Here is an 18,368-nt window from a genome sequence, read left to right on the forward strand (position 1 = left end):
CTAATTCTATTAATTTTATAGAATAAAGGTCGGGCCGGCTTTTAGGCAGGTCCGATCCTCACCGGCGCGCAGACCCGACGACATCTTCACAGCGGCTCCGCCTGCGCGGGGACGCGGGGTTTCGTGCGCCCTTCCGCCAGATCCTGACCGAGGACAGATCCATGACCTCCCGCTTCCGCTCCTCCCTCGCGGCCCTCGTCGTCTCCAGCCTCGCCTTGTTCACGCTCGCAACGGGCGCAAACGCGCAGGCCCCGGCCGCGGCCTCCGACAAGCCCCTGAAGATCGGCGTCTCGGCCGGTCCCTATGGCGACATCCTCCGCGAGGCGGCGAAGCTATCGGCCGAGCAGGGGGTGAAGGCGGAGATCATCGAGTTCACCGACTGGAACCAGCCCAATGCGGCGCTGCAGGCCGGCGACATCGACCTCAACAATTTCCAGAACCGGCCCTATCTCGCCAATCAGGTGAAGACGCGCGGATACACCATCGTCGCCCTCGACGAGTCGATCCTCGTGCCCGCCGGCCTCTATTCCAAGAAGTACACGAGCTTCGCCGACATCCCGGCTGGCTCCAAGATCGCCATTCCCAACGATCCCACCAATGGCGGACGGGCGCTGCTGCTGTTCCAGAAGGCCGGCCTCATCAAGCTGAAGCCGGGCTCGGGCCTTTATGCCAGCGTGCTCGACGTGGCGGAGAACCCGAAGAACCTGAAGATCGTGGAGATCGATGCCGCCCAGCTGCCGCGCTCGCTGGACGACGTGGCCGCAGCCTTTGTCTCCTCCAACTATGCCTATCTCGCCGGGCTCCAGCTGAAGAGCGCGCTTCTGGCCGAGACCACGCTGGAGGAGGCCAAGCCCTATTTCACTCTCGTCTTCGCCGCCCGCGAGGATCGCAAGGATGACCCGCGCATCGCCAAGTTCATCGCGGTCTACCGCTCGCAGCCGGTGAAGGACTTCACCCTCGCCAAGTTCAACGGCAGCCTCATCCCCACCTGGTGAGCGCCCCTGCCGAACCCCATCGAGGAGTGTGACCCATGACCCCGCCTGCCGCCCGTCCGTCCCATTTGTCTCTCGCCCCGTCTGCGCCCGCGCGGCCCGACTGGACCGCCCGCGCCCAGAGCGTCGCTGACGCGCTCACCCCAGACGCCGCCGAGCGCGACCGCATCGGCGCCTCGCCCCGGCGCGAACTCGCGCTGCTGCGCGAGGCGGGGCTGCTCGAACTGCTCTTTTCCGCCGAACACGGCGGGGGCGGCGGATCGTTCACCGACGCGCTCTTCGCCGTGCGGGTGATCGGCCGGGCGGATGCCTCCATCGCCCAGTTGCTCGCCTATCACTATCTCCACCTCACCAACGCCTTGTGGCGGGCGCGCCCCGAGCAGGCGGCGGCGCTGGCGCGGGCTTCGGTGGCCGGGCGCTGGTTCTGGGGCGGCGCCTCCAACCCGCGCGATCCGGAATCGCGCCTCGTGCCGGTGGAGGATTTCTATTGCCTCACCGGGCGCAAGACCTTCGCCTCCAATGCCGCGCTCGCCGATCGCATCACCCTGCGCGCGCAGCTGGGCGACGGCTTCGCCGTGCTCGTCGTGCCCGGCGACCGGGAGGGCGTGACCCACGGCAACGACTGGGACGCCTTCGGCCAGCGCCTGTCGGAGAGCGGCACCATCACCTTCGCCGACGTGAAGGTGGATGCGGACGAAATCCTCGGCGATCCCGCCGCCCCGCCTCCGCCGCGCACCAGCCTCGTGGTGCCGTTCCACCAGCTGCTCATCGTCAATTTCTACATCGGCATCGCCAAGGGCGCGCTGGCCGAGGCGAACCGCTACATCCGCGAAGTCTCCCGTCCGTGGCAGGCCTCGGGCGTGGAGAAGGCGCGGCTCGATCCCTACATTCTCGAGCATTACGGCAATCTCGACGTGGAGCTGCGCGCCTCCACCGCGCTGGCGGACGTGGCCGGCGTGCGCTTCGAGGCGGCGACCGCGCTGGGCAATGCCATCACCCCCGACGATCGCAACGTCGCCGCCGCGGCCATCTACGCGGCCAAGGTGCATTCCAGCCGCACGGCGCTGGAGATCACCTCCCGCATCTTCGAGCTGATGGGCGCCCGCGCCACCGCCGGCCATTACGGCTACGACCGCTTCTGGCGCAACATCCGTACCCACACTCTGCACGATCCGGTGGTCTACAAATCCCGCGAGGTGGGCAATTACGCCCTCAATGGCGTCATCACGCCGACCCCGCTCTACAGCTGAGCGAGGCTGACATGACGACGAAACCCCTTAACCGCGACATCCGCTTCAACGCCTTCAACATGGCCTCGCCCGGCCACACCTGGGCGGGCCTCTGGGCACATCCGCGCGACCGCGCCTTCGACTACAACAGCCTCGACTACTGGATCGACCTCGCGGTGACGGCCGAGCGCGGCCTGTTCGACGGCGTGTTCATCGCCGACGTGTTTGGCGTCTATGACGTCTACGGGAACAGCCCGGATGCGGCCCTGATCTCCGCCGCGCAGACGCCGGATATCGACCCCGCCCTCGTGGTGCCGAGCATGGCGCACGCCACCAAGCACATCGGCTTCGGCGTCACCGCCAATCTCACCTACGAGCACCCCTACCAGTTCGCCCGCCGCTTCGCGACGCTGGACCACCTCACCCAGGGCCGGGTGGGCTGGAACATCGTCACCGGCTATCTCGACAGCGGCGCGCGTGGCATGGGCGACAAGGCCAACCGCGACCATGATGCGCGCTACGAGGCGGCGGAGGATTTCCTCGCCGCCGTCTACAAGCTGTGGGAAGGCAGCTGGGAGGAGGGGGCCGTGCGCCGCGATCGCGCCGCCCGCGTTTTCACCGATCCCGCCAAGGTCCACCGCATCCGCCACAACGGCCCCTACTACCAGGTGGACGGCATCCAGCTCGCCGAGCCCTCGCCCCAGCGCACGCCGGTGCTCTATCAGGCCGGCACCTCGGGCCGCGGGCGGCTGTTCGCGGCGAAGCATTCGGAGGCCATCTTCCTCAATGGCCAGACCCGCCCCATCCTCGCCGAGGCGGTGCGCGCGGTGCGCACGGCGGCCGCGAGCTTCGGCCGCGACCCCTATGACATCCGCATGTTCCCCGGCGCGACGGTGATCGTCGCCCCCACCCGCGCCGAGGCCTTCGACCGGCTGGCCGAATATGCCCAGTATGTGAACACGGCCGGGCAACTGGCACTGCTTTCCGGCTGGACCGGCGTGGACCTCTCCACCCTCGATCCGGAGGAGGCCATCTCCTACGTGAAGAGCAATGCCATCCAGTCCACGCTGGAAAATCTCACCCTGCGCAGCGCCGAGCCGCTGAAGGTGAAGGACCTCGCCACCCTCTCCGCCACGGGCGCCCGCGCGCCCTTCATCGTCGGCGCACCCGGCGAGGTGGCGGACGAGATCATCTCCTGGGTACGCGACACGGACGTGGACGGCTTCAACCTCAACCGCCTCGTCTCTCATGAGACGCTGGCGTCGTTCGTGGATCTCGTGGTGCCGGAGCTTCAGGATCGCGGCGTCTACAAGACGTCCTACGATGAGGGTACCCTGCGCGAGAAGCTGTTCCGCCGCGGTCCCCTCCTGCCCGACACCCACCCCGCCGCCGGCTTCCGCCGGAATGCGGGGGCCGTCGCCGAGAAGCCGCGCGCCACGGCCTGATTGCTCGAGGGCGTTCGCGCGCCGTCCCATGGAGTTTGCCCGCCGATGACCGAGACTGCCGACACCTCCGGCGCCACCCTGGCGCCCGATGAAGCCGCCGCCGCCCGCGCTTTGCTGGAGGCCCGCTACGGCGCGGCCGAGGCGCCGGCCTCAATCCTCCTCAACGACACCATCGCCGGCCTGCTGAGCCATCGCAGCGTGCGCGCCTTCACGCAGGAGCCGCTGCCGGAGGGGTTGCTGGAAACTCTGGTGGCGGCGGCGCAATCCGCCCCGTCTTCTTCCAACCTCCAGACCTTCAGCGTGGTGGCGGTGGAGAACCCCGCCACCAAGGCGCGCCTCGCGGAAATCGCCGGCGGGCAGAAGCATGTCGTCGAGGCGCCTTTGGTGCTGGTGTGGCTCGCCGACCTCGCGCGGCTGGAGGAGATCGGCCGTCGCAACGCCCAGCCCACCGACGCGCTGGACTTTCTGGAGACCCTGTTCGTCGGCTTCATCGACGCCGCTCTAGGGGCGCAGAATGCGCTGGTGGCGCTGGAATCCCTCGGGCTCGGTGGCGTCTACCTCGGCGCGCTGCGCAACCGGCCGGTGGAACTCGCCGAGTTGCTCGGCCTGCCGCCCAACGTGGTGGGCGTATTCGGCCTCGCCATCGGCCATCCCGATCCCGCCCGCCCGGCGGACGTGAAGCCGCGCCTCTCCCAGCGCCTCGTGCTCCACCGCGAGCGCTATGACGCGAGTCTGCCACAGGACGCCCTGGACCATTACGAAGAGGCGCTGAAGGCGTTCCAAAAGGGCCAGAACATCCCCGAGATCGGCTGGATCGCCGCCGCCCTCCCGCGTGTGCGCGGCGCCTCGTCCCTCGCCGGCCGCGACCGCATCCGCGACGCGCTGACGGCGCTCGGCTTCGGCCTGCGCTGAGGGCAAAGGCCGCGTTCAGGCGTGGGCGACCGTCCAGGGCGGCGCGCCCGCGCGGCGTGGAACCTCGTCACTTCCTCCGGCGAGGGAAAGCCAGCTGCCGCGTCCCGTCACAGAACGACAAATAAAAAATGACTCCTCATTCGATTTTTTTCATGTAGCTTGACTTCCGACCTCGGCGTGAAGGGCATGCACCTTTCTTATGGCTTAATGGAAGGGGTGGAGCAAATTTGATAATCCATTCATTTATCCAGCACGCCATTGGCGCCGGCCGTCGCGTTTCGGCAGGGCTCGGGAGCAGCGCGCGACCTCACGTCACGCCTGCGGGGGCAAAATCGCGCAGCGCAGGAAACCTCCGCGCCGATCAGGACCGGAAATGCAACGGCGCTTGAGCAGCCGGCGCGCACGAAACTCCATCGACATAGATCGTTTCAAAGAGAGCAACATGGGCATGCATGTCACGCGCAGAACCGTCCTTGCTACATTGACCGCGGCAATCGCCGGTGCGCCGCACCGCGTTTTTGCGCAGGCCAAGTGGCCCACTCGGGCGGTGACCTTGCAGGTTGGCTATCCATCTGGCGGAGCGACGGATTTCGGCGCGCGCATATTCTCCGACGGGGCGCGGGCCTTCACATCCATCCCTTTCGTTGTTGAGAACCGCGCCGGGGCTGCCGGCACCTTGGCCGCGGGTGCGACGCTGCGTTCAAATCCCGACGGCTATACATTGTTCGTGGGGACCAGCAACGAGACGACGATGCTCAAGAGCATTCGCCGCGCGCCGCCATATGCACTTTCGGATTTTGCGCCACTGGCGATGATTCTCGACTACCCGATGGTGCTCATCGTCCCCGCGAGCTCGCCTGTATCTACGTGGCAGGACTTTCTGAAGGCCGGCAAGGAGAAGGGGGATCGTATGAACTACGCATCGCCCGGAGTTGGCAGCGCCGTTCAGTTCTTCACCGAACGTGTGGTCAACCTGTCTGGCCTGCAGGCTTCGCCCATATATTATCGAGGTTCCACAGCTGCTGCGCCTGACATTCTGGCCGGACGTGTCGATTTCGCCCTGGATGTGCTTCCGACCTGGACGTCTTCCATTCGCTCCGGCGCGGTGCGTGCCATCGCGGTCAGCACGCGCGAAAGGCTGCCGCAGGCACCAAACATTCCGTCTCTCAGAGAATTGGGCCTGCCGATTGAAGAGCGCGTGGGATGGAACGGATTGTTCGCCCCAAGCAAAACACCTGTCGATATCCAGAATGAGATCATCGAGCTCGCCCGGTCTGTGCTGCAGGGGCCTGCTCGACCCAAGATTGAAGCCGCAGGATATCGCCCCGGGACACTCTTCGGCGCAGATTTTCGTGCATTCATTCAACAAGATGAAGTTGCGTGGGAAAAGCTCGTCAAGAGTACGAATTTCCAACCCGAATGAACATCTGAAATTCTAAAAATATCGGGTGTCGCCAGGGGGAGACGGCTCCATGTCATTGGCTTTGAGTGGGTTGAACATTGTCGATTTTTCCATGGGCGTCGCCGGGCCTTACGCGACAGCGCTCTGCGCACAGCATGGTGCGAACGTAACCAAAATCGAGCCGCGCCACGGCGACTGGGCCAGAAGCCTCGGGCGTCGACATGGCGATGCAAGCACATATTTTGCCATCTACAATCGCGGCAAAAAATCGATCGTCATCGATCTGAAAACGGAAGAGGGCCGCAAGATCGCATTGTCCGCGGCAGCCAATGCGGATGTTGTCGTGGAGTCGTTCCGGCCCGGCGTGATGGCGAAGCTCGGCTTGGATTATGCCTCCGTCCGCGCGCTCAACCCGAAAGCCATATATGTTTCGATCAGCGGGTTTGGTCAGAATGGCCGTCGAAGCAGGCTTCCGGGCGTTGATTCCGTGGCCCAGGGCTACTCCGGCTTCATAAGCCTGAGCAAAGACGCAAACGGCCGGCCTGTGAAGGTCGACATGGTCATCATGGATATCGTCACCGGTCTATACGCTTACCAATCCATCCTGACGTCGGTCATACATCGGTATTCCGGGAATACGTCCGGCCATTACATCGATTGCAGCCTGCTCCAATCGGCCCTTGCCCTCCAGGCGTGCAAGCTCGCGGAACACGAGCTGGACGGTGGCGGGCAGTCCCTTTACGCCCCTCTCGGCGTGTATGAAACCGCCGACGGCTACATGACGCTTTCGGTCAATGAAGACGATGCCTTTGAGCGGTTTTCAAAAGCCGTGAATCTTCCTGAGCTGCAAGATGAGCCGTTGTACGCAACGAAAGACGGGAGACGAGAATACAAGGACGAGATCAATGCGTCCTGCGCGCGCATGTTGAAAGAAAAGACAACGCGTGAATGGATCGACATATTCGTTGCGCACGAAATATTGCATGCTCCGGTCTGGGACTACGACGACGTCCTGAAAGACGAAGACATCATGCACAGCGGATACATCGCGCGGGTTCAGCAAGGTGGCATGGATCATCCGATCCCATACTCGCTGCCACCGGGTGTTGACCCTGGGCACCTTGAGGCCATGGACGCACCCCATCTTGGAGAACACACGAAGGAGCTGTTGCTTGGCTGGGGTTTTTCCCCTGAGCAAATCGACAAGGCCCTCTCCGATGGATCCGCCGTTCAACGACCACAGGCTGAGCCTGGGGCCGCCTCATGATACCGGAGGCGGATGCGCTCCGTGCGGAAAGCGAATGCTTCAACAAGTTGCTTGAGAAGAATGAAGAACATTTCGGCACAATCACGCAGTTCAAATCGTGGTCAATAAACGACGTTGTTCAACATATCCATTATTTCAATGTCCTGGCAGATCACGCGATTTTCGACAGGGCTGCCTTCGAGACGGAGTACGGCGCCCTAAACGCATTGCGCGCCAGCGGCAGTTCGCTGGTCCATGCGACGGACGTTCGTCTCAGCCACCTCACGGGCGATCGGTTGCGGGCCGAGTGGCTGGCAACAGCGACCGCGATCAGCGCGCGCTGGTCGGATCTCGATCCGTCCATCAGAGCGGTCTGGGCGGGGCGGGAAATGAGCGTCCGCTCCCTGATAACGTCCCGCCTGATGGAAACCTGGGCACATGCGCAGGCCGTGTACGACATATTGGGCGTGGACAGAATAAGCCGGGACAGGATCAAGGGCATTGCGGCGCTTGGGGTCAGCACGTTCGGCTGGAGTTTCCGCGTTCGCAAGATGGAGGTTCCGGCTATTGTTCCTCATGTTGCCCTGACAAGCCCGTCCGGTGAGATCTGGCGGTGGGGACCTCAGTCTCATTCGGAAATCATCTCCGGCTCCGCGGAGGCGTTCTGCCAAGTTGTCACGCAGGTGCGCAACATCAAGGATGTTCGCCTCAACGTGGTGGGGGACGTGGCGCAGACGTGGATGGAGAACGCCCAGTGCTTCGCGGGCGCGCCGCAGGATGCTCCTCCGCCCGGAAGCAGATTTCGGATATGAGCGCACCGCACTGAGAAGGACGCCTGCTTGGTCGTGATAGTCCCGTAGCCGTCCCTTTCGGTCCTTTAACCACGCAACCTCTGGCGGCGGCTTTTCGGTGGGCGAGCCATCTCCAATGGTTGCGCTTTCAACCCCGGGACAACAATATCCTACCGTAGGCTTTGCTGGGGGCGGGAATGCCTGGGGATGGGATTGCGCTGAACCGTGGTCCGCGGGCGACGGCATCGAACGTGTATGGCGCCTCCACGGCGCGGATGCTTCTGTCCACCGCGCTCACGACAACCCTGTGCAGCCTCGCATTGGTCGCCGCGCCCGTCGCGGTCCGGTCGGCAGCGGCGCAGACCGTGGTGACGATCCCATTTGAGCAGAATGCCCAGGGCGCCATCGGCAGCACGGGCAGCAACGATACCGACGATTGGGAAACCACCCGTGGCGGGGTTGGAGGGACTGGCGGCTCCATCGGTGCAACGTCGATAGTCATCAGCGGGGGCTCCTCAAGCACCTACGCCATCAGGAGCATCACGACCGGCGGCTCGGGTGGCCAAGGCGGCTACGCCGCCGTGTACCGCGGCATAAGCACAGGTGACGCCTTCGGCGGAGCCGGAGGTACGGGTGGCACTGGCGGCGCCTTCACGGCGGCTGTCTCCAGCGTCACCACCGGCCCGACGAGCACCACGCCGATCGCCATCCAGTCGACTGGCGGAACGGGGGGGCTCGGCGGATATGGGTCCGCCCAGGGTTTCGGCCACGGACAGGGCGGCGCGGGCGGCACGGGTGGCAGTGGCGGCGCCGTGACTGTCTCGGTCACGGGCTCCACACTGGGATCGGCGGCCGACGGCATTGTCATCACGAGCGTCGGCGGTGAGGGCGGTGGTGGCCGCAGCGGCTTTACCGACGACCAGTCCTTTGCTGGTGCGGGCGGCGCCGGGGGCAGCGGCGGCAACGCTTCCATAAAGATCAGCTCTACGAGCATCACGAGCGGCAACGGACCTGGACTGAGCATCACGTCCGCAGGCGGCGCCGGCGGCGCCGGGGGCTATTCGAGGAGCGGATTTGCAGCCCATGCCGGCGCCGGCGGTCAAGGCGGAAACGGCGGAAACGTCTATGTCGGCCTGAGCAACGTCACGATCCAGAGCCCGAACGGGGCCGGCATCGATGCCGTGTCGCTCGGCGGTAACGCCGGCGCAGGCGGAAATGCGAAGGGCATCGGCGGTAACGGCACCGCCTATGGCGGCGGGACCGGCGGAAACGCCGGCACTGTGACCATCGTGGTCTCGGGCACCACCATCACCTCCGCAGGGGCGGGCATCGTCGCAATCGCCAATGGCGGGGCCGGCGGCTATGGCGGTTATGCAGGTGCCGACCTGCCCAATGCATCCGGTGGCAACGGCGGCAACGGCGGGAGCGGCGGAAACGTCCAGGTGACGGTTTCCGGCACCAGCCAGATCAGCACCTCCGGCAACGCGGCGGCGGGCATCGCCATCTATGCCAATGGCGGCGCGGGCGGCCTCGGAGGGAAAGCGAGCGGCACCTTATCCGGCTCTGGCGGCGACGGTGGCCAGGGCGGCACCGGCGGCACGGCCTCCCTCACGGTCCAGGGTGGCGTCACCATCACCACCAGCGGCGATACGGCCCACGGCATCATCGTGGCCGCCAATGGCGGGGCGGGCGGCAATGGCGCGCCCGCGGACGAATCGCTCAGCGAGACCGGCGGCGCTGGCGGCACCGGTGGCAGCGCCGCCAGCGGCACCGCCGTCAACGTGATCGTCGCGAGCGGCGCGAAGGTTCAGACCTCGGGCTACGCCTCGAACGCCATCGTCGCGCAGAGCCTCGGCGGCACCGGCGCGAACGGCGCGTCCGTGGGCGGGTTCATCAGCAGCTCGGGCGGCGTCGCCGGCCCGGGTGGCGCCGCGGGCAACGTCTATCTGAACTCCGGCGGCGCGGTCTCAACCGGCGGCAACGGCTCGGTCGGCATCGTGGTGCAGTCTGTCGCGGGCGGTGGCGGCAACGGCGGCTCGGCGGATGCGGTGTTCGTCTCCATGGGCGGGAACGGCGCCGTCAGCGGCGCGGGCGCGAACGCCACGGGCATCAACACCGGGACGGTCACCACCACCGGGAATTACGCCCACGGAATGCTCGTGCAGTCGGTGGGCGGCGGTGGCGGCAACCTCATCGTGGGGGGATGTTCAAACAGCGCCGCGGGGTGTGTCGCGGTCGGCGGCTCCGTCGGCAATTCAGGCACGTCCGGCACCGGCGGCAGTGCGGAAGCGACCGCCAAGAATTACGGCGTCATCACCACCAGCGGCAAGTTCTCGGACGGCGTTCTGGCCCAGTCCATCGGCGGGGGCGGGGGCAACGGCGGGGGCGCGGGCGGTGTCGCATCCCTCGGCGGACAGGGTGCGTCGGGCGGAGGCGGCGGGAAGACCACGCTCTACAATTCGGGAACGATCGTCACCAGCGGCGACAATTCGCTCGGTGTGGTCGCGCAGTCCGTGGGCGGCGGGGGCGGGCGCGGCGGCGGCACCATGAGCGTCGGTGTCGGCGTGTCCGCAGCCATCGGCGGCGGCGGGGGCAGCGGCGGCAATGGCGGAAACGTCTATGTGACGAATTCCGGTGTGGCGCCGGGCACCGTCACCATCGTCACGTCTGGCAGCTATTCCACGGCCCTGCTGGCCCAGTCCATCGGCGGCGGCGGCGGCGCGGGCGGGAAGGCGGTGGCCGACACCGTCGAAGGCGCGGCCCTGACCATCGGCGGCTCCGGCGGGTCCGGTGGCTCCGGCGGCACGGTCACCGTCACGAACTCAGCGGGCATCGTCACCACGGGCGACCGCGCGTCCGCCATTCTCGCCCAGTCGGTGGGTGGCGGTGGCGGTTCGGGTGGCAGCGGGCTGTCGCAGAGCGGCGGCCTGTATGTCGCGGTTGCGGCGGCGGTTGGCGGATCGGGCGGCAGCGGTGGCAACGGCGGCAACGTCACCGTCACCAATTCAGGGCAGATCGTCACCAGCGGCCTCGATTCCATGGGCATGGTGGTGCAGTCCATCGGCGGCGGCGGCGGCAATGGCGGTTCTTCCGCCGCCAACGCCATTTCCGCAGGCGTCGAAGGGTCGGTCACTGTAAACGCGAGCGTGGGCGGCTCGGGCGGGGACGGCGGCATCGGCATGGCCGCCAGCGCCACCAATACCGGCTCCATCAAGACCTCCGGCGCCGGCTCGACCGGCATCCTGGCGCAGTCCATCGGCGGGGGCGGCGGAACCGGCGGAGATGCGAGCGCGCTTGGCGTCAGCGTGTCCAGCGGCGTCGCCCTGACGGTCTCGGCGACGCTGGGTGGGCAGGGCGGAGCGGGCCAGAATTCCGGCACGGTGACGGTGAACAATTCCGGCACCATCGCCACGTCCGGCGATTTCGCCGACGGCATCATCGCCCAGGCCGTCGGCGGCGGCGGTGGCAATGGCGGCGTGGGCTCCACCTCGTCCAATGCCGCATCTCTTTCCGGCAAGACCTCCGTGTCGCTCGGGCTCGGCGCCGGGGGAAGCGGCAATGTCGCGGGCAACGCCTATGCGGTGACGGTGATCCAGTCCGGCACCATCACCACGTCCGGCACCAGCGCGCGGGGCATCCTTGCGCAATCGGTGGGCGGCGGCGGCGGCACCGCGGGCGGCGGCACGGCCGATGCCGCAGGCGGCTCCGTTGACCTGAGCGTTGGGCTGGGCGGCAAGGGCGGTGGTGGCGGCAAGGGCGGCGACGTCACCGTGACCGACACCGGGCAGATCGTGACGACCGGCGCCGATGCGGATGCCATTCTCGCCCAGTCGGTGGGCGGCGGTGGTGGCACCGGCGGCTCGGCCTCGGGCAAGAGCAGCACCAAATCCTCCGATCTTTCAGGGGGCTCCAACACGTCCTTCACCCTCTCCGCAGACCTCGGCGGCAAAGGCGGCAAGGGCGGAAACGGCGGAAGCGTCACGGTCACGGCCCTCGCGCCCAGCTCGGCCCAGCCGATCCACATCCAGACCTCCGGAGATCACGCCTCGGCCATCGTGGCGCAATCCATCGGTGGCGGCGGTGGCAAGGGCGGCGCTGCGGCGGGCTCCGCGAGCGGCGGGCAGGCTGGCCTCACCCTCACCCTCGGCGCGACAGGCGGAAGTGGCGGCACGGGCGGCAACGTCACGGTGAATACCGACGCCATCATCGAGACCAAGGGCGAGGATTCCGTCGCCATCCTCGCCCAGTCGGTGGGCGGCGGCGGCGGCATCGGCGGCAACTCCAACGCGGCCGCCTCGTCGAAGATCTCGCTCGGCGCATCCCTCGCGGGAGGGGGCGGCCTGGGTTATTCCGGCGGCACCGTCACAGTGACCACCGCGGGTCAGATCACCACATCCGGCAAGCTCTCGGATGCCATCCTGGCCCAGTCGGTGGGCGGCGGCGGCGGCGTGGGCGGATCGGTGGGGGCAGATTCCCATGCCTCCGGCGGCCAGTCGGTGTCGGCGACGCTGACCCTCGGCGGAGCGGGGGGGACCGGCTCCAACGGCGGCAATGTCTATGTGACCAATTCCGCCGCCATCAGGACGAGCGGCGACATGGCCAACGGCATCCTCGCCCAATCGGTGGGCGGCGGTGGCGGCAAGGGCGGCTCATCCACCGCCAAAGGCTCCGGCGGCAGCTATTCCATCACCGCAACCCTCGGCGGCGCGGGCGGCGCCGGCTCCGAGGGCGGCAAGGTGAGCGTGACGAATTCGGGAACCATCCTCGTCACCGGCGACCATTCCAATGCCATCCTCGCCCAGTCGGTGGGTGGCGGCGGCGGCACGGCGGGCGCGAGCGCGGCAGCCAGCGCGGCCAAGACCGCGAGCCTCTCCTTCGCCCTCGCCGGCACGGGCGGGACGGGGGCCTACGGCGGAGCGGTGACGGTCACGAGCACCGGCGATATCCGCACCGAGGGGCAGGACGGCGTCGGCATCCTGGCGCAGTCCATCGGTGGTGGCGGCGGCAATGCGGGCAGTTCCACCAATGCGGCCACCGGCAAGTTCGCCATCGGCTCGGCGATCGGCGGAACCGGCGGCGGCGGCGGCAACGGCGGAGCCGTGACCGTCGACCTCTACAATGCCAAGCTCGGCAGCCTTGTCACCACCGGCAACGGTTCGGACGGCGTGCTGGCCCAGTCCATCGGCGGCAGTGGCGGCAACGGCGGGGCCGGCTCGGGCAAGGCGGACGGGGCCGGCGGCAACAGCGCCAGCCTTGACGTCACGGTGGGCGGTGGCGGGGGCTCCGGCGGCCACGGTGAAACGGTGAACGTGAATAACGGCAGCGCGACCACCCAGGGCGCCGCCATCACCACGCTCGGCACCGGCTCCAACGGTCTCGTCGCGCAGTCCATCGGCGGCGGTGGCGGTAAAGGTGGCGCTACGACCTCGTCGAGCGCCGCGAAAGGCTCTTCGTCCACCGTCGGCCTGACGGTCGGGATTGGCGGCAACGGCGGTTCCGGGAATTACGGCGGGACGGCGTCCGTGACCACCGTCGGCGGCACCATCGTGACCGGCGGCGACCATGCCTCCGGCATCGTGGCGCAGTCCATCGGCGGCGGCGGCGGCATCGCGCTCGCCTCCCATACTGCGGCGGATGGCACCAAGGCCGACGCGACCGTGACCGCCACGCTGGGCGGAAGTGGCGGCTCCGGCAACACGGGCGGCACCGCCACCGTTGAGAACGGCGCAACCATCCTCACCCTCGGCAATTTCAGCTACGGCATCCTGGCGCAGTCCATCGGTGGCGGCGGCGGCAAGTCGGGCACTTCGGCTGGAGCCGCCAATGGCGGCACGGCCGGCGTCAACCTGACCCTGGCCGGGTCGGGCGGCAGTGGCGGCGACGGCGAGTTGGCCTCGGTCTCCACCTCCGGCAGCGTCTACACGACCGGGCAGGGCGCCACCGGCATCCTCGTGCAATCCATCGGCGGGGGCGGCGGCGCAGCCGGCAGCGCCGACAATGCCGCTTCCGGCAAGATCAGCATCGGTGCCGCGCTGGGCGGTGCCGGCGGCGGTGGCGGCAATGGCGGGCAAGCCACTGCGACCCTGTCCGCGACCGGAGGCGGCGGCAGGATCATCACCACCGGCGACGCGGCGGATGCCGTTCTCGTGCAGTCCATCGGTGGCGGCGGCGGTTCGGCCGGCTCGGGTACGGGCAAGGCCGACGGCAAGGGCGGCAACGGCCTCGGCCTGTCGGTGGACATCGGCGGTGGGGGCGGCAGCGCCGGAAATGGCTATTCCGCCATCATCACCAACGGCACCGGGGCCGACCCGAGCGCCACCGCCTTCGCCATCGTGACCGTGGGCACCGGCTCCAACGGCTTGGTCGCGCAGTCCATCGGCGGCGGCGGTGGCAAGGGCGGCGCGGCCTCCTCCACCACCTCGGGTGCGGACGCGGCCAATGTTTCCGCCACCCTCGGCGGGAGCGGCGCGACCGGCGGTAACGGCGGCGCGGCCACCGTGGTCAACGCCGGACGGGTGCAGACCTCCGGCGACCACGCCAGCGCCATCGTCGCGCAGTCCATCGGCGGCGGCGGCGGCAATGCGGTGTCCACCGTCTCCACCGCATCGGGCCAGAGCGCGCAGCTCAATCTCGGTGCCAGCCTCGGCGGTAGCGGCAAGGGCGGGGGCAACGGCGGCCTCACCACCGTGAACAATTCCGGCACGCTCGTCACCAGCGGCGATTTCGGCCACGGCATCCTGGCGCAGTCCATCGGCGGCGGCGGCGGCTCGGCCGCGGTGACGGGAAACAGCGGCACCGGCGGCACGGCGGCCGTCACCCTGTCCCTGAGTGGCAGCGGTGGCCAGGGCGGATACGGCAACACGGTGTCGGTCTCCAATACGGGCGACATCTTCACCGCCGGCACCGGGGCGAGCGCCATCCTTGGGCAGTCCATCGGCGGCGGCGGCGGCGCGGCCGGCAGCGCCCAGAATGCTACCAGCGGCAAGATTGCGGTGGGGACCATCGCCGGCGGCACGGGCGGGGCAGGCGGTCATGGCGGCCAGGTCTCCGTGACCGCAACGGGGGCCGTGACCATCGCCACGACGGGCGATGCGGCGGATGCCATCGTCGCCCAGTCCATCGGCGGGTCGGGCGGCGTGGGCGGTGCCGGCAAATCCACCGCGGACGGCAAGGGCGGCAACAGCTTCGACCTGTCCGCGACCGTGGGCGGCAGCGGCGGCAACGGCGGATATGGCGGCAAAGTCGAGGTCCTGTTCGGCAGCGGGGACACGTCCCACCTTGTCACGAGGGGGCACGATTCCGCGGGCATCCTCGCCCAGTCCATCGGCGGCGGCGGCGGCAAGGCCTCCGTCGCCTCGTCCTCCGGCGGCGACACCGGCGGCAAGGCGAGCGTGGCCGCCAGCCTCGGCGGCTCGGGCGGCGGCGGTGGCAACGGCGGCAACGTCACCATTGGCATCAACGGCGCGATCCAGACGCTGGGTGACGGCTCGGACGGCGTTCTGGCCCAGTCCATCGGTGGCGGCGGCGGCAATGCATCCGTCGCCAACAGCGTCGCCAACGGCGGGCAGAACACCATTACCGCCACATTTTCCCTCGGTGGTGCCGGTGGCGTGGCGGGCAAGGGCGATACCGTCAACGTCACGCAGCAGGGCACCATCGTCACCAGCGGCGACCTCGCCAACGGCATGGTGCTTCAGTCCATCGGCGGCGGTGGCGGGCGGGCCTCGACCGTGGCCACCGATTCCGGCAACGGCATTTTCTCCGCGACCGTGGGCCTCGGAGCCTCGGGCGGTGCGGGCGGCGCCGGTGGCAAGGTCTATGGCAACGTGTACGGCACCATCCAGACGTCGGGCGATGCCTCCATCGGCGTTCTGGCGCAGTCCATCGGCGGCGGCGGCGGCATCGCCGCGACCAGCTCCACCAAGACATCGGGCAGCCACTCGCTCGCCCTGACCCTGGGCGGCGATGGCGGCAGCAGCAGTGAGGGCGGCACCGTCACCTTGGATCTCGCCGCCGGCTCGGTGATCCGCACCTCGGGCGACAACGCGTTCGGCGTGGTCGCGCAGTCCATCGGCGGCGGCGGCGGCATCGGCGGCACGTCTTCGGCCGACGCGACAGGCGCCGTCGCGTTCGGCGGATCGGCCGGGCAGGGCGGCAACGGGGGCAACATCTACGCCCTCGCCGCGGGAACCATCGTCACCTCCGGCTCCGGCGCGTCGGCCATCTTCGCCCAGTCGGTGGGTGGCGGCGGCGGCATCGGCGGCTCGGCGGCAAGCGCGGTGTTCTCGAACCAGGACGGCATCCAGGGCAGCGGTGGCGGCTCGGGCAACGGCGGCGCCATCTACGTCTCCCTCACCGGCACGGCTACGACGCGGGGCGACAACGCGCCGGTGATCGTGGCCCAGTCCATCGGCGGCGGTGGCGGCCTTGCGGCGACTGCCGGAGGCGTCGGCCTCGGCACGGCCGGCGGCGCGGGCACCGGTGGGCCTGTCACCGTGCTGGTCTCCGGCAGCGCCATCGCGACCGGCGACAATTCGCCGGCCATCTTCGCGCAGAGTCTCGGGGCGAGCGGAAACGGCCAGATCCAGGTCCTCATCGCCGATGGCGGCGTGGTGCGGGGCGGCACGGGCACCGCTGCCATCGTCCTTTCGGGCGGCACCGAGAACACCGTCACCATCGCGCAAGGCGCGGTGGTCTCCGGGCTCAGCGGCATGGCCATCGCGGCCGGCGTCGGCGACGACAGCGTCATCAACAGGGGCACCCTGAACGGCAGCGTCGATCTCGGCGGCGGCACCAACGGGCTCGTCAACGAGGCGGGCGCGACGTTCAATTCCGGCACGGTCGTCAAGACCGCCGGGGACACCTCCACCTTCGCCGCCACCTTAGGTGCGGGGCCGGGCGCTCCGGGCTTCATCAACCACGGCACGGTCAATCCCGGCGGGCTGGGCGTGATCGCCACCACCAGCATCGCCGGGGGCCTCGGCTCCGATGGCGTTCTGCAGGTGGATGTGGATTCCGCTTCGGCCCGCAACGACCAGATCCGCGTCGTCGGCGGGGCCACCCTCAGCGGCACCATCGACCCGCGCGCGACCAGCATCGCACCCAAGGATTCCTACACCATCTTCGTCGCGGATCAGCTGACCAGCACGGCGGTGGCGAAGGACAGCGGCCTTGCCTACAGCTGGGCGGTGCATGCCGACGATACCTCGCTGACCATCAGCCCCATCGCCCACTTCCTGCCCAAGGGCGTGTGGCTGTCGGGCAACGAGGCATCCGTTGGCGGAAGCCTGCAGCGGGTGTGGGACACCGGCGACGTCGGCGGCATGTCCAAGGTGTTCAACGGTCTCATCGACATCAATTCGGTGCTGGCCTACCAGAGCGCGCTGGGCCAGCTTTCCCCGCAACTGCTCCAGGCCCCGGCGGGGCTGCGCATCGGCGAGAGTCAGGCCTTCCTCGACCGCACCTTGAGCTGCCCCGTGTTCGTGGCATCGAGCACCCAGCTGCGGGAGGACAATTGCGCCTGGGCGCGGATCATCTACGACCACACCGGCCAGACGACCACCTCGCAGATGCAGGGCTATGCCTCCGACAGCCTGATCTTCCAGGCGGGAGTCCAGCACGAGCTGGCCACGGACTGGTTCCTCGCCTTGTCGGGCGCCTACCAGCAGTCGTCGGTGTCCAGCCCCAGCGGCTGGTTCTCGGCGAGCGGCAACGGCGGCGATATCGGCGTCGCCCTGAAGCGGCAGTGGGGTCCCTGGCTGTTCTCCGCCGCCGTCGACGCCGGCTGGGTCTCCTATGACAACACCCGGACCATCGGCATCGCCGGAGGCCAGGCCACCAGCAACTCCGATGTGTACAACGTCACCGGCCGGCTGCGGGCGTCCTACGAATTCTCGTTCGCCAACTACTATGTGCGGCCGAGGTTGGACCTCGACCTCATTCACGTGGAGATGCCGGGCTTCAGCGAACTCGGCCGCACGGGAGCCGAGCTGGCGTTGCAGGGATCGAGCCTTACCACCTTCGTCGCCACCCCGGCGGTGGAGTTCGGCGGCCGGATGGACCTGCCGGATGGGGTGGTGCTGCGGCCCTACATGACCCTCGGCGCGTCCTTCGCCTCCAACGATGCCTGGCAGACGACGGCGCGCTTCCTGTGGGCGCCGCTGTCTGCCGGCAACTTTGTCACCTCCACGCCGCTGCCCGACGTGCTGGGCAATCTCGACCTCGGATTGCAGGCCGTTACCCGCGACAATCTGGAGATCAAGGTGGAGTACGGCCTTAATGTCGGCCAGGATTTCCTGTCCCAGCGCGGCATGGCGCGCTTCGCCGTCCACTTCTGAGGGCGGCGGCACCG

The 18,368-nt window shown here is 68.3% G+C and carries 8 protein-coding genes; all 8 read left to right on the plus strand.

The features are described 5' to 3' along the window. Nucleotides 1–161 precede the first annotated feature (161 nt). Nucleotides 162–995 carry a MetQ/NlpA family ABC transporter substrate-binding protein gene (locus ACE3QW_RS13785; protein WP_029558513.1) on the plus strand — a complete coding sequence of 278 codons (834 nt, stop codon included), beginning with the start codon at nucleotides 162–164 and terminating at the stop codon, nucleotides 993–995. 35 nt (nucleotides 996–1,030) lie between these two features. Then, entirely contained in the window at nucleotides 1,031–2,242 is a 1,212-nt protein-coding gene (locus ACE3QW_RS13790; RefSeq protein ID WP_374251892.1) for an acyl-CoA dehydrogenase family protein, read from the plus strand. Nucleotides 2,243–2,253: 11 nt separating this feature from the next. After that, nucleotides 2,254–3,666 carry an LLM class flavin-dependent oxidoreductase gene (locus ACE3QW_RS13795; RefSeq protein WP_374251893.1) on the plus strand — a complete coding sequence of 471 codons (1,413 nt, stop codon included), beginning with the start codon at nucleotides 2,254–2,256 and terminating at the stop codon, nucleotides 3,664–3,666. A gap of 45 nt (nucleotides 3,667–3,711) precedes the next feature. Further along, nucleotides 3,712–4,578 carry an NADPH-dependent oxidoreductase gene (locus ACE3QW_RS13800; RefSeq protein ID WP_374251894.1) on the plus strand — a complete coding sequence of 289 codons (867 nt, stop codon included), beginning with the start codon at nucleotides 3,712–3,714 and terminating at the stop codon, nucleotides 4,576–4,578. 442 nt (nucleotides 4,579–5,020) lie between these two features. Further along, nucleotides 5,021–6,001: a Bug family tripartite tricarboxylate transporter substrate binding protein gene (locus ACE3QW_RS13805; RefSeq protein WP_374251895.1), complete on the plus strand. Its 981-nt coding sequence runs from the start codon at nucleotides 5,021–5,023 to the stop codon at nucleotides 5,999–6,001. Between the two features lie 49 nt (nucleotides 6,002–6,050). Next, complete coding sequence (locus ACE3QW_RS13810; RefSeq protein WP_374251896.1) at nucleotides 6,051–7,247, plus strand: CaiB/BaiF CoA transferase family protein; 1,197 nt, start codon at nucleotides 6,051–6,053, stop codon at nucleotides 7,245–7,247. Beyond that, complete coding sequence (locus tag ACE3QW_RS13815) at nucleotides 7,244–8,038, plus strand: TIGR03084 family metal-binding protein (protein ID WP_374251897.1); 795 nt, start codon at nucleotides 7,244–7,246, stop codon at nucleotides 8,036–8,038. Before ACE3QW_RS13810 ends, ACE3QW_RS13815 begins: the two co-directional genes overlap by 4 nt. Before the next feature lie 254 nt (nucleotides 8,039–8,292). Continuing rightward, nucleotides 8,293–18,354, plus strand: coding sequence for a hypothetical protein (locus ACE3QW_RS13820; protein WP_374251898.1), 10,062 nt, complete (start codon nucleotides 8,293–8,295; stop codon nucleotides 18,352–18,354). The last annotated feature ends 14 nt before the right edge of the window (nucleotides 18,355–18,368 follow it).

This window comes from Xanthobacter sp., assembly GCF_041911315.1.
Taxonomy (GTDB): Bacteria; Pseudomonadota; Alphaproteobacteria; order Rhizobiales; family Xanthobacteraceae; genus Xanthobacter; species Xanthobacter aminoxidans.

Excerpts from the sequence above, each read along its gene's own strand:
- ACE3QW_RS13810 (WP_374251896.1), top strand. The coding sequence starts at position 6,051 with ATGTCATTGGCTTTGAGTGGGTTGAACATTGTCGATTTTTCCATGGGC.
- ACE3QW_RS13815 (WP_374251897.1), top strand. The coding sequence starts at position 7,244 with ATGATACCGGAGGCGGATGCGCTCCGTGCGGAAAGCGAATGCTTCAAC.
- ACE3QW_RS13805 (WP_374251895.1), top strand. The coding sequence starts at position 5,021 with ATGGGCATGCATGTCACGCGCAGAACCGTCCTTGCTACATTGACCGCG.
- ACE3QW_RS13785 (WP_029558513.1), top strand. The coding sequence starts at position 162 with ATGACCTCCCGCTTCCGCTCCTCCCTCGCGGCCCTCGTCGTCTCCAGC.
- ACE3QW_RS13790 (WP_374251892.1), top strand. The coding sequence starts at position 1,031 with ATGACCCCGCCTGCCGCCCGTCCGTCCCATTTGTCTCTCGCCCCGTCT.
- ACE3QW_RS13820 (WP_374251898.1), top strand. The coding sequence starts at position 8,293 with ATGCTTCTGTCCACCGCGCTCACGACAACCCTGTGCAGCCTCGCATTG.
- ACE3QW_RS13800 (WP_374251894.1), top strand. The coding sequence starts at position 3,712 with ATGACCGAGACTGCCGACACCTCCGGCGCCACCCTGGCGCCCGATGAA.
- ACE3QW_RS13795 (WP_374251893.1), top strand. The coding sequence starts at position 2,254 with ATGACGACGAAACCCCTTAACCGCGACATCCGCTTCAACGCCTTCAAC.